We start from the raw sequence: 13206 nt of genomic DNA, 5'->3' as shown, positions 1-13206 counted from the left end.
CCATGACCTCTGCGAACACGAGCCCCGCGAACATCGTTCCCGTCGGCGAACTCGGAGCCGTCCACTTCATCGGCATCGGCGGATCGGGAATGTCCGGAATCGCCCGGATCATGGTCATGAACGGAGTCACCGTCTCCGGTTCGGACGCGAAGGAATCCAACGTCGTCGACGTTCTCCGGACCCTGGGCGCCACGGTCGCGATCGGGCATTCGGCCGACAATCTCGGCGAGGCCGATACTCTCGTCATCTCATCGGCCATCCGCAAGGACAACCCCGAACTCGTCGAAGCACAGCGCCGGGGACTGCGCATCCTCCACCGCTCCGGAGCGCTCGCTTCGCTCATGGTCGACCGGCGGGCCGTGGCCGTGGCGGGCACCCACGGGAAGACCACGACCACGTCGATGACCACCGTGGCGCTGCAGGCCTGTGGAGTCGACCCGTCCTTCGTCATCGGGGGAGTGCTGTCGACGACGGGCACGAACGCCCATCTGGGCACCGGAGACGTCTTCGTTGCCGAAGCAGACGAATCCGACGGATCGTTCCTCCTCTACGAACCGGCCATCGGCATCCTCACGAACGTCGAAGCCGACCACCTCGATCACTACGGCACCCCGGAGAAGGTGCGCGAAGCCTTCATCGAGTTCTGCGACGGCATCCAGACCCGAGGTGGAACGATCATCGCCTGCGCCGACGACCCCGGCTCCCACGACGTCGCCCTGCACTCCCGCAGTCAGGGAGCCGACGTCGTCCTCTATGGCACGTCCGAGGATGCCGATATCGTGCTGCGTGACCTCGACTCCGGAATCGGCTCGAGCTTCGTCCTCGACCTGCCCGGCCGGGACGGCGAGCTGCGAGTCGAACTGCGGCAGCCGGGGATGCACAATGCACTCAACGCCACCGCCGCCATCGCCGTGGCGCACAGCCTCGGCGCAGATGTCGAACGTGCGGCCACGGGTCTCGCCGGCTACGGAGGCACCCGCCGCCGCTTCGAAGAACGCGGAATCGCCGCCGGCGTGCGCGTCATCGACGACTACGCCCATCACCCGACCGAGGTGCGCGCGGTGCTCAGCGCCGCCCGCGGGGTCGTCACCGACGGGGGACGGGTCTGGGCCGTCTTCCAACCCCACCTGTACTCGCGGACGATGGAATTCCGGGAGGAATTCGGACAGGCCCTCGGTCTGGCCGATGAGGTCGTCGTCCTCGACGTCTTCCCTGCGCGCGAAGATCCCGTGCCCGGAGTCACCGGCGCGCTCATCGCCGACCGTGTCCCGCACGAGAACGTGACCTTCCTGGAGTCCTTCGCCGAGGCGGTCCCCTTCGTCGCAGCTCGCGTGAAGCCAGGCGATCTCGTGCTCACTGTCGGTGCCGGTGACGTGACCATCCTCGGGCCCGAGCTGCTGAGCGCGTTGGAGGGCTGACGCCCATGGTGCCGCTTCCCCCGGCTCAGGCCGGTGACAACTCCACCGCGGACCTCACCGGAGTCATTCGGGCCCGCCGCCTCAAGACCTGGCGTCGACGCCTCATCGGCATCGGCATCGTGGCCGCCCTCATCGCGCTCGTCGCCGTCGCCTGGTTCTCGCCCCTGCTGTCCCTGCAGAAGGTGCAGGTGAGCGGCAGTCGACTGCTCAACACCGATGAGGTCAGCAATTCCGTGCTCGACGACCAGGGCGGCCGACCGCTTCCGCAGGTGCGTCCCGGTCGCGTCGAGGACGCCGTGCTGGAGGAATTCCCGAAAGCCGAGGCGGCTTCCGTCCACTACGCGGGTCCCAGGGCGCTGAAGATCGAGATCACCGATCGCACCCCCGTCATCGCCATCAGAGGCGAATCCGGCTATCGCCTCTACGACTCCGAAGCCGTCGACCTCGGCACGGTCGACACGGCACCGAAGAAGCTCACGGTGCTCAGCGGCGGAGGACACCAGCCGGACAGAGAGACCGTCTCCGCGGTCATTCGCTTCATGGGCGAACTGCGACCGGAGCTGAGGCGTCAGCTGGTGACGATCGAGGCCAAGGACGCAATGAGCCTCAAGGGACGCCTCGACACCGGAAAGCAGAAGGCCACGGTCGTCTTCGGCGATTCCTCGGACTCCAGCCTCAAGGTGCGCACCGCCGCCCAGCTGGCCGCCGAGGGCCGCACCGAGATCGATGTCTCCGTGCCCTCGGTGCCCGTGACCGACTGAGTCCCACCCGGCCGGTCGTCGGTCCGAGCCGGTGTCGAACACTTCGCCGCGGCCGCCCCGGGCCTCCGTGAGCTGCCCCGTATGGGCCAGTCGCTGCGATTGCCTCCGTTTGGCCCCGACACACCGGGTGTGAAGTTTGGCCGAACCCCGACACTCCGGCGAGAATGGTTGCAGTGAGATTGCCCCGCCCAATAGCCTCAGGGCAGAGAACACAGACCGAATGCGCACGCAGACCCTGCGGAGCGCAAGCGCTTGAGACGAGGAACCGACTTGGCTGAATTCCCACAATCCGGAGCGGACATCAAAGTTGCCGGAACCGGCGGCGGCGGTGTCAACGCTGTACAGAGGATGATCGACGTCGGCCTGCGCGGCGTGGAGTTCATCGCGATCAACACCGACGCCCAGGCTCTCGTCCTCTCCGACGCCGATGTCAAGCTCGAGATCGGCCGCGACCAGACCCGAGGCCTCGGCGCCGGCGCAGACCCGGAGATCGGCAAGAAGGCCGCCGAATCCTCCGAAGACGCCATCCGCGACGCTCTCGAGGGCGCGGACATGGTCTTCGTCACCGCCGGCGAAGGCGGCGGCACGGGAACCGGTGCCGCCCCGGTCGTGGCCCGCGTGGCCCGGTCGCTCGGCGCTCTGACCATCGGCGTCGTGACCCGCCCCTTCACCTTCGAGGGACGCCGTCGTTCCGCGCAGGCGGAAGCCGGCATCGCGGCGCTGCGCGAAGAGGTCGACACCCTCATCGTCATCCCCAACGACCGTCTGCTCTCGATCTCCGATCGCAGCGTCTCCGTCGTCGAAGCATTCCGCTCCGCCGATGAGGTGCTGCGCTCCGGTGTCCAGGGCATCACCGACCTCATCTCGGTCCCGGGTCTGATCAACCTCGACTTCGCCGACGTCAAGTCGGTCATGCAGGATGCCGGGACCGCGCTCATGGGCATCGGTGCGGCAACCGGCGACGACCGTGCCGTGCAGGCGGCCGAATCCGCGATCGCGTCCCCGCTGCTGGAAGCCAGCATCGACGGCGCCCACGGAGTGCTCTTCTGCATCACCGGCGGCGGCGACCTCGGTCTCTTCGAGGTCAACGAGGCCGCACGCCTGGTCCAGGAGGCCGCGCACCCCGAGGCGAACATCATCTTCGGCGCCGTCATCGATGACAACATCGGCGACGAATGCCGAGTGACCGTCATCGCCGCCGGATTCGACAACACCTCCCCGAACGCTGAGGTCGCCGGATCCGACCAGATCCCCGCGCCGATTCCGGCCGCCGCTCCGGCCGAGACCGAGTCCGAGTCGCCCGTCATCGCCGAATCCGAGCCCGAGGCCCCCGAAGCCGACGAGCCTGCACCTGCGCCGCGCCGCAGCGAGGAACACCAGATTCCCGCTTCGCTGCCGGGCGAACGCAGCAGCTCGAACTTCGACTCCGACCTCGATATCCCGGACTTCCTCAAGTAATATGCTGCGCTCGAGGTTCGTCATCCCGGGCGGGCGCACCGCCCACATCGCCTTCACCGACCGGCACGGCGGATACTCGAGCGGGGACTTCTCCTCGTTCAACCTCGCCCGCCACGTCGGAGACGATGACGAACTCGTCGCAGCCAACCGAGCCGCTCTCGCTCAGGTCATCGGCCTGAGCGGCGAGCGGCTCTCGTTCGTCTCCCAGGTCCACGGCACCGATGTGCACATCATCGGCGACGAAGCACAGCTGCGGCAGACTCCGGTGGAGGCCGACGCCCAACTGACGACCGTCCCGGGACTCGGATTGGCGATCATGGTCGCCGACTGCACCCCTGTCATGCTCGCCGATGCCGACGCCGGTGTCATCGCCGCCGTCCACGCGGGCCGCCCGGGAATGGCCGCAGGAATCGTCGGCAGAACAGTGGCCGCGATGCACGACGCCGGTGCACGGGACATCCACGCGGTCATCGGTCCCTCGGTGTGTCCGCGCTGCTACGAAGTCCCAGCCGAGCTGAGGAGCGAGGTCGCGGCGATCGAGCCGACAGCCGCCTCGGTGTCGGTGACCGGAACACCGGCACTCGACGTCGCCGGGGCCGTGGCCGAACAGCTGCGCCGGAACGATGTGACCATCGATCATTTCTCGCGCACCTGCACGAAGGAATCCGAGGACCTCTTCTCCTACCGCAGGCAGAAGCGCACGGGCCGTTTCGCAGGGATCATCTGGCTGCAGGAAGAAAACACCGCGACACACCCATAGGACTCACCGGCCCAGATGCTTGCGTGCGATAGTTTGGGCGACAGGTGAGCAAGTGCCGAAGTCCGAGGAGCTTTAGACATGTCAGCAATCAAGAAGACGCTGGAATACCTGGGTTTCGTCGAAGAAGAGGACGAGACCACCCAGCACACCGACCGTCGTGAACCCGCCCGCCGGGATCGCGAGGTCGTCGAGACCTTCGACGAGGACGACCAGTACGACGAACCGGCCGCAGCCGAGGAACGGACTCCGGCTCCGGTGACACCGATCCACCCGTCACCGATTCGTCCCGTAGACACCCCGGCGCCAGGAACCTCAATGAACCGCATCAGGACCATCCACCCCCGCAGCTACAACGACGCCATGGTCATCGGTGCCGCCTTCCGTGAGGGCACCCCTGTGATCATGAACCTCTCGGAGATGGACGAGAACAACTCCAAGCGCCTCGTCGACTTCTCCGCCGGTCTCATCTTCGGCCTCCACGGGTCGATCGAGCGCGTGACGAACAAGGTCTTCCTGCTCACCCCCGAGAACATCGAAGTCGCCGGCGAGAGCGAAGCCGATTCGGACACTCAGGCCAGCTTCTTCAATCAGAGCTGAGTGGGCCGGAGAAGCTCTCAACTCGTCCTCAGCTGGAGCCGATAGGCTGAAGCCTCAGAACTCAAGCAACAACGAAAGGCGCGGGGGACCCACGTGGCCATCATCTTCTACATCCTCGGGACTGCACTGAGCCTCTACGTCTACGTGCTCCTGGCGCGAGTCGTGCTCGATCTGGTCCAGGTGTTCTCCCGCGATTGGAGGCCCACGGGCTTCCTCCTCGTCCTCGCCGAGATCGTGTACACACTCACCGATCCGCCCCTGAAGCTGCTGCGCAAGATCATTCCGCCGCTGCGGCTGGGACAGGTCTCGCTCGACCTGGGATTCATCGTCCTGCTCATCGGCATCCAGATCATCGCGTCGGTGTTCTTCAACCTTTCGCACACCTCCGCCTGATACCCGCCATCACAGTGTTCTCCGCTGAAGAACCACTGTGAATGGATATGGGGAACGGCGTGAAGAATGCGCCGGTCGATGAAGGGTATTCGATTGATCGAATACCGGATAAATGGTGAATATGCTCACCGGAATTGGCTGTCAGTGTGCTCGAGTTGTTAGCCTCGAACGCGGAAAACTTCGTCATTGAATGCGAGACACGCCATTACTGCGGGACAAAACTGCAGGTGTTACGCTAATGTGACGTTGAAGCCGTCCTTCTGGGCGGCAGCGTAATGAATGTAGATCGACCGAAGGTGACCTCATGGCGCTCACGCCTGAAGACGTAGTAAACAAGCGGTTCCAGCATGTGAAGTTCCGCGACGGGTACGACCAGGACGAAGTCGACGATTTCCTTGATGAGGTCGTCGTTGAGATTCGCCGTCTCTACCAGGAGAACGACGAACTGCGTCAGAAGCTCTCCACCGCCGAACAGCGCGTGAAGGAACTCGAAGCCGGCGGCGCCTCCGCTGCACCGGCACAGGACATCGACGCCACTCAGGCGATGCCCGCCGCCGTTCCTGCTCCCGAAGCGAAGGAAGAGGCTCCGGCTCCGGCCGAGGCACCTGCCGCTCCGGCACCGGTCGAAGAGACCCCGGCCCCGGTCGTCAAGGAAGCCACTCCCGCTCCGCAGGACAACTCCGCCGCACCAGCGATGACCGCCGGTGCCGCCGGTGGAGCTGCGGGTGCCGGTCTCGGTGCTGCCGCGGTCGGCGGCGACGGAGACGCTCATGGTCTCATCGCTCTGGCTCAGCGCGTCCACGACGAGCATGTTGCCGAAGGTGAGCGCAAGCGCGACGAGCTCATCAAGGGCGCCGAGAAGGAAGCCGCCGACATCGTCGGCAAGGCCGAGTCCAAGCGCGACGAAACTCTGTCGACCCTCGAATCGCAGAAGTCGACCCTCGAGCGCTCCATCGACCAGCTCTCGAACTTCGAGCGCCAGTACCGCACTCGACTCAAGAGCTACCTCAACGATCAGCTGCGTGACCTCGAGAACTCCACGAGCCTGGCTCCGGAGACCCTCGACGGAAACGGCCCACTGGGCGGTTCCTCGAACCACAAGCTCTGATCTCAGCGCATCACCGACCGAGGTCCGGGAACTCCGCGGAGTACCCGGGCCTCCGTCGTGTCCGCACACTGCACCGTCGTGCGGGTGAATCCCGCGGCCTCGGCGGTAGTCTAGAATGAACCAAATGAACGATCCTGCCTCACGGGTGAAACGACCTCGCGCCGCCATGATGGCCCTGCTGTTCACAATCGCGGCAGTCGTGCTCGTGATCGATCAGTTCACCAAATTCCTCGCCGTCAGTCTCCTCGAAGACCAGCCTCCGGTGCCTGTGATCGGATCGCTGGCCGGATTTACCTTCTACCGCAATCCCGGAGCCGCCCTCGGCCTCGGCTCGAGCGTGACGTGGATCTTCCCGATCATCGCCATCGGCGTCTTCGTCGCGATCCTCGTGATCTCGCGCAAACTCGGCTCGAGAGCATGGGCGATCGGTCTCGGTCTGCTCTTGGGCGGACTCTTCGGCAACCTCGTCGACAGGCTCTTCCGCGAACCCGCATTCCTGCACGGAGCCGTCGTCGACTTCATCGATCTGTCGCTGTTCATCTGCAACGTCGCGGACATCGCGATCTCCGCTGCCGCGGTGACCTTGGTCATCGTCAGTCTCAGAGGCATCGACATCGACGGATCGGACTCCACCCGCGTGAAAGAGGACTCTCATGACTGAACGCTCCATCCTGGTCCCCGAGGGACTCGACGGTCAGCGCGTGGACGCTGCGATGTCGAAGCTGCTCGGCCTTTCCCGGACCGCCGCCGCCGATATCTGCGCCGACGGGGGAGTGGAGATGTCCGGGCGCCTCGTCATCAAGTCCGATCGCGTCATCGCCGGCGAACGGCTCGACATCATGATGCCCGAACCGAAGAAGCCCCTCGAGGTCGTGCCCGATCCAGTGCCGGGAATGCGCATCGTCCACGACGAGGACGCATTCGTCGTCGTCGATAAGCCCGTCGGGGTGGCAGCACACCCGGCTCTCGGCTGGACCGGACGCACCGTCGTCGGCGGGCTCGCCGCCGCTGGATTTCGCATCGCGACTTCCGGCGCCCCCGAACGTCAGGGCATCGTGCAGCGACTGGACGTCGGAACCTCGGGGCTCATGGTCGTGGCGAAGAGCGAATACGCCTACAGCGTGCTCAAACGCGCCTTCAAGGAACGCACGGTGGAAAAGACCTACCATGCGGTCGTGCAGGGACTGCCCGATCCAGTGCTCGGCACCATCGATGCCCCGATCGCCCGACACCCCAAGCACGACGGACTCTACGCAGTGCGCACCGAAGGCAAGAACGCGATCACCCACTACGAGGTGATCGAAGCCCACCGCCGCGCCGCACTCGTCGAGGTCCACCTGGAGACCGGACGCACCCACCAGATCCGCGTCCACTTCTCCGCCACCAAACACCCCTGCGTCGGCGACCTGCCCTACGGTGCCGATCCGGTGCTGGCGAAGGAACTCGGTCTGGAACGCCAATGGCTGCATGCCGTCAAACTCGGCTTCCACCACCCCGACACGCAGAAGTGGGTCGAATTCGAAAGCGGCTACCCCGAGGACCTGCAGACCGCGCTCGACCGCATCCGGCCGCACTGACGCCGCGACCACGCGCTGCCGCTTGCCGGACTGTGTCGGAGACTGACTGCTGAGCGACGCGCCGACGGGACCCGCACAAACCGGAACCTCGTCGTGAAGTGCCCGGAACAACAGTCGCGGGAACCCGCTCCACGGGTGCCGATGGACTAAGCTGGAACGGCAACACCGGCAACTTCAGGAAGGCGGCGCCCAGTGCCGAACGAGGACTTCGTCCACCTCCACGTCCATACCGAATACTCCATGTTGGACGGTGCGGCCCGCCTCGCCGATCTGATGGCGGCGACGAAGGCATCGGGAATGTCCGCTATCGCCACGACCGATCACGGATACCTGTTCGGCGCCTTCGACTTCTGGTCGCAGGCGACAGCCGCCGGAATCAAACCCATCATCGGCGTCGAGGCCTATGTCACCCCCGGCACGGACCGTCGGGACAAGACCCGCGTGAAGTGGCGCACCGACGAATCGCAGAAGAGCGACGACCTCTCCGGTGGCGGTCTCTACACCCACATGACCCTGTTGTCTCGGAACAACACAGGCATGCGCAACCTGTTCAAGGCATCGTCGTATGCCTCACTGGACTCGGTGACGGCGAAATGGCCTCGACTGGACCAGGACCTGCTCGAGAGCTACTCCGACGGACTCCTCGCCACCACCGGCTGCCCGTCGGGAGAGGTGCAGGTGCGGCTGCGCCTGGGACAGTACGAAGAGGCCAAGGCGGCCGCCGGGAAATACCGTGAGATCTTCGGCAAGGACAACTACTACGTCGAACTCATGGACCACGGTCTGTCCATCGAGAAGCGAGTGACGAAGGACCTCATCCGGCTGTCGAAGGAACTCGACATTCCGCTGGTCGCCACCAACGACCTCCACTACACGCACGAATCGGATGCGAAGGCGCACGAGGCGCTGTTGGCCATCCAGTCCGGCTCCAAGCTCATCGAACCCACCTACGATCAGGGCGGTTCGCGATTCGCCTTCTCCGGTTCCGGCTACTACCTCAAGACCCCCGCAGAGATGCGGTCCCTGTTCAAGGAATTTCCCGAAGCCTGCGACAACACCCTCGAGATCGCCGAGAAGTGCGAAGTCTCCTTCGACACCTCGGCGAACTACATGCCGAAGTTCCCGTGCCCTCCCGGTGAGGACGAGACCTCGTGGCTGATCAAGGAAGTCGCGAAGGGTCTCGACTACCGGTACCCGAACGGCGTACCCGACGACGTCCGCCGGCAGGCCGACTACGAACTCGACATCATCATCTCGATGGGCTTCCCCGGCTACTTCCTCGTCGTCGCCGACTTCATCAACTGGTCGAAGGACAACGGCATCCGCGTCGGACCCGGCCGTGGTTCGGGAGCCGGCTCCATGGTCGCCTACGCTATGCGCATCACCGACCTCGATCCGCTGCAGCACGGACTGTTCTTCGAGCGCTTCCTCAACCCGGACCGTGTGTCCATGCCCGACTTCGACGTCGACTTCGATGATCGTCGCCGCAGCGAGGTCATCGACTATGTGACCGAGAAGTACGGCGATGAGCGTGTGGCGATGATCGTCACCTACGGCACGATCAAGACGAAGATGGCGCTGAAGGACTCTGCGCGGGTGCTCGGCAAACCCTTCTCGATGGGTGAGCGGCTGACGAAGGCGCTGCCGCCGGCGGAGATGGCCAAGGACATCCCGCTCAAGGACATCGAGGACCCGGAGTCCAAGCGGTACAAGGAAGCCGGGGAGTTCCGCGAACTCGTCGACACCGATCCGGAGGCCCGAGAGACTTTCGAGACCGCGAAGGGCCTGGAAGGGCTGAAGCGTCAGTGGGGCGTCCACGCCGCCGGTGTCATCATGTCCTCGGACCCGATCATCGACGTCATCCCCATCATGCGTCGGTTCCAGGACGGTCAGGTCATCACCCAGTTCGACTACCCGACATCTGAGGGCCTCGGGCTCATCAAGATGGACTTCCTGGGGCTGCGGAACCTCACGATCATCTCCGATGCGGTGGAGAACATCAAAGCCAACCGGGATTTCGATCTCGACCTCGAGCACCTCGCCCTCGACGACCCGGCGGCGTACGAGCTGCTGACCCGCGGCGACACCCTCGGCGTGTTCCAGCTCGACGGCGGCGGTCTGCGTGCCCTGCTGCGGATGATGAAGCCGGATAACTTCGAGGATATCTCCGCGACCCTGGCGCTCTACCGCCCCGGTCCGATGGGCGCGGATTCGCATACGAACTATGCCCTGCGCAAGAACGGTCTGCAGGAGGTCACCCCGATCCACCCGGAGCTCGAGGAGCCGCTCAAGGAGATCCTCGACACCACCTACGGCCTCATCATCTACCAGGAGCAGGTGATGGCGATCGCGCAGAAGGTCGCCGGCTATTCGCTGGGACAGGCCGATATCCTCCGCCGCGCGATGGGCAAGAAGAAGAAGTCCGAGCTCGACAAGCAGCAGGTCGGCTTCTTCGGCGGAATGAAGGAACGCGGCTTCTCCGAAGCCGCCGCTCAAGCCCTGTGGGACATCCTGCTGCCGTTCTCGGACTACGCGTTCAACAAGGCGCACTCGGCCGCCTACGGCGTCGTGTCCTACTGGACCGCCTACCTCAAGGCGCACTACACGGCCGAATACATGGCGGCCCTGCTCACCTCGGTCGGTGACAACAAGGACAAGCTCGCGATCTACCTCAACGAGTGCCGTCGCCTCGGAATCACCGTGCTGCCTCCGGACGTCAACGAATCCGCCCTCCACTTCACCCCTGTCGGTACGGACATCCGCTTCGGCATGGGAGCGGTGCGCAACGTCGGCGCCCACGTCGTCGAGGGCATCGTCGAGGCCCGCGGAGAGAAGGGCTCCTACACCTCGTTCACGGACTTCCTCGACAAGGTGCCCAGCCATGTGTGCAACAAGCGCACGATCGAATCGCTCATCAAGGCCGGCGGCTTCGACTCGCTCGGCCACAGCCGCCGCTCACTCGTCGAAGTCCACGAGGAGGCCGTCGACTCGGTCATCGGCGTCAAGAGGCAGGAAGCCAACGGTCAGTTCGATCTCTTCGCCGGTCTCGGCGGGGGAGACGACTCACCCGGATTCTCCGTGACAATTCCCGACCGTCCTGAGTGGGAGAAGAAGGAGAAGCTGTCCTTCGAGCGCGATATGATCGGCCTCTACGTCTCCGACCACCCGCTCAACGGGCTCGAAGGCGTGCTGGCCGCTGAATCAGATGCCTCCATCGCCGAGGTGGTCGACCCTGAATCACACCGTCATGACGGATCCCAGATCAAGGTCTGCGGAATGATCACGCAGGTCACCCGCAAGGTGTCGAAGAACTCCGGGCGTCCCTATGCGATCGTGACCTTGGAGGACCTCGAAGCCGAGATCGAAGTGATGTTCTTCGGCGACACCTACGAGCCCGTGGCGAGCCTTCTCGCGACCGACCTCGTGATCTCCCTGACCGGACGCATCCGCACCTCCGATGACCGTCCGACCTCGCTGATGGCGATGTCGATGACGATTCCCGATGTCACCGACCCCAACGATCGGCCGCTCAACCTCATCATGCCGATGGAGAAGGCGACAGAGGAGATGGCGACGAAACTCAAGCAGATCCTCGAATCAAACAAGGGCCAGACCGATGTCCACATCACTCTGTCCCAGCCGGGACGGCAGACGGTGATGCGCCTCGACAGGTCGATCCGAGTCGACCCGAACCCGAGCCTCTACGGAGATCTCAAGGCGCTGCTGGGTTCCCGCTGCCTGAGCGTCTGAGGCGCGAGCGCCGAGCCCGCCCTCGTCCGCACTTCGGGCGGGAGGAGAGCGGTGCTGCTGCGGAGACTAGAATGGTGCGGGTGAACATTCTGGACTTCCGTGGTGAGACCCTCAACAAGCGATTCCTGGCGCAGAAACTGCCTCGGGCCGTCGAGACCCATGCCGATATCGAACGACGGGTGGCTGAACTCCTCGACACCGTCGCCGGTGGGGGAGCGGCCGCGGTGAAGGACTTCACCGAACGCTTCGACGGAGTGCGCCCCGAAACGCTGCGGGTACCGGAATCCGCGCTGGCCGAAGCAGCGGCAGAACTCGATCCCGCAGTCAGGGCCGCGCTCGACGAATCGATCGCCCGCGCCCGGAAGGTCGCCGCCGATCAGCGCCCCGTCGATGTCCGCACCGAACTGGCCTCCGGTGCCTTCGTCACCACCCGTCACCTGCCGGTCGAACGGGTCGGACTCTATGTGCCCGGCGGACTGGCCGTCTACCCGTCGACTGTGATCATGAACGTCGTGCCAGCACAGACGGCCGGTGCACGCTCGTTGGCGATCGCCAGCCCACCGCAGAGCAATGGTCTGCCGCACCCGATCGTGCTCGCCACCGCACACATCCTCGGCGTGGACGAGGTCTGGGCGATGGGCGGGGCACAGGCGATCGGTGCTCTGGCATATGGCTTCGACGACGGTGAGGACCTCGAGCCGGTCGACCTCATCACCGGTCCTGGAAACGCCTATGTGGCTGCGGCGAAGTCGCTCGTCCGCTCTCGGGTCGGCATCGACGCGGTCGCCGGCCCTACAGAGATCATCATCCTCGCCGACGAACAGGCGGATCCGCGCTTCGTCGCCGCCGACCTCATCAGTCAGGCCGAACACGACGAACTGGCCGCCTCGGTGCTGGTCACCGACTCCGTCGATCTCGCCGACGCGGTGCAGAAGGAGCTGGACGTGCAGGTGCCGGAGGCGATGCACACCGAGCGGATCGGGACGGCTCTGGCCGGACGGCAGTCGGCGATCGTGCTCGTCGACGACCTCGACGCCGGGATCACCGTCGTCAACGGCTATGCCGGTGAGCACGTCGAGGTCCACACGGTCGATGCGGAAGCGGTCGGGGCACGAATCACGAACGGGGGCGCGGTCTTCCTCGGCGATTGGGCCCCGGTGTCACTCGGTGACTACTGTGCCGGGTCGAACCACGTGCTGCCCACGATGGGCACCGCCGCGCACGGCTCCGGGCTGGGTGTGCACTCATTCATCAAGGTCAGCCAGGTCATCGACTATGACCGACAGGCACTGTCCGCGGTGGCAGAGCACATCGGTGTTCTCGCCGACGGCGAACAGCTGCCGGCCCACGGCCGGGCTGTCGACATCAGGTTCGAGGAGTAGAG

Annotated in this window: 11 protein-coding genes; all 11 read left to right on the top strand. The window is 65.0% G+C overall.

All coding sequences use genetic code 11. From position 1 onward, the window contains the following. The first annotated feature begins 2 nt into the window (after window positions 1-2). The 11 genes from murC to hisD all read left to right on the top strand — a co-directional run bounded on the left by murC (window position 3) and on the right by hisD (window position 13204). A complete protein-coding gene (gene murC, locus ACVZTU_RS10850) occupies window positions 3-1418 on the top strand; it encodes a UDP-N-acetylmuramate--L-alanine ligase (RefSeq protein ID WP_376906506.1) in 1416 nt (471 codons plus the stop codon). 5 nt (window positions 1419-1423) lie between these two features. Continuing rightward, window positions 1424-2179: a cell division protein FtsQ/DivIB gene (locus ACVZTU_RS10845; protein ID WP_482400378.1), complete on the top strand. Its 756-nt coding sequence runs from the start codon at window positions 1424-1426 to the stop codon at window positions 2177-2179. Between the two features lie 270 nt (window positions 2180-2449). Continuing rightward, window positions 2450-3637 (top strand): cell division protein FtsZ, encoded by a 1188-nt coding sequence (gene ftsZ / locus ACVZTU_RS10840; RefSeq protein WP_139469770.1) that lies wholly within the window; start codon window positions 2450-2452, stop codon window positions 3635-3637. 1 nt (window position 3638) lies between these two features. Continuing rightward, window positions 3639-4397, top strand: coding sequence for a peptidoglycan editing factor PgeF (gene pgeF / locus ACVZTU_RS10835; protein ID WP_434589935.1), 759 nt, complete (start codon window positions 3639-3641; stop codon window positions 4395-4397). 78 nt (window positions 4398-4475) lie between these two features. After that, window positions 4476-4994, top strand: a complete 519-nt coding sequence (locus tag ACVZTU_RS10830; protein ID WP_101546293.1) for a cell division protein SepF — start codon at window positions 4476-4478, stop codon at window positions 4992-4994. A 93-nt stretch (window positions 4995-5087) separates the two neighbouring features. Then, window positions 5088-5387: a YggT family protein gene (locus ACVZTU_RS10825; RefSeq protein ID WP_101546294.1), complete on the top strand. Its 300-nt coding sequence runs from the start codon at window positions 5088-5090 to the stop codon at window positions 5385-5387. A gap of 304 nt (window positions 5388-5691) precedes the next feature. Continuing rightward, on the top strand, window positions 5692-6495 hold the full coding sequence (locus ACVZTU_RS10820; RefSeq protein ID WP_482400377.1) for a DivIVA domain-containing protein: 804 nt from the start codon (window positions 5692-5694) through the stop codon (window positions 6493-6495). Between the two features lie 124 nt (window positions 6496-6619). Continuing rightward, the gene (locus ACVZTU_RS10815) at window positions 6620-7156 is read left to right on the top strand and encodes a signal peptidase II (RefSeq protein ID WP_139469774.1); all 537 of its coding nucleotides are present in this window, start codon (window positions 6620-6622) and stop codon (window positions 7154-7156) included. Next, entirely contained in the window at window positions 7149-8072 is a 924-nt protein-coding gene (locus ACVZTU_RS10810) for an RluA family pseudouridine synthase (RefSeq protein WP_482400376.1), read from the top strand. The genes ACVZTU_RS10815 and ACVZTU_RS10810 overlap by 8 nt, the downstream gene beginning before the upstream one ends. 240 nt (window positions 8073-8312) lie before the next feature. Beyond that, the gene (gene dnaE, locus ACVZTU_RS10805; protein WP_458311403.1) at window positions 8313-11822 is read left to right on the top strand and encodes a DNA polymerase III subunit alpha; all 3510 of its coding nucleotides are present in this window, start codon (window positions 8313-8315) and stop codon (window positions 11820-11822) included. A 71-nt stretch (window positions 11823-11893) separates the two neighbouring features. Then, complete coding sequence (gene hisD, locus ACVZTU_RS10800) at window positions 11894-13204, top strand: histidinol dehydrogenase (RefSeq protein WP_139908242.1); 1311 nt, start codon at window positions 11894-11896, stop codon at window positions 13202-13204. Window positions 13205-13206: the final 2 nt, after the last annotated feature.

This window comes from Brevibacterium sp. OS20 (genome assembly GCF_056837565.1).
Note: the sequence above shows the minus strand (reverse complement) of the source record. Positions and strands in the feature narration are given on the sequence as shown.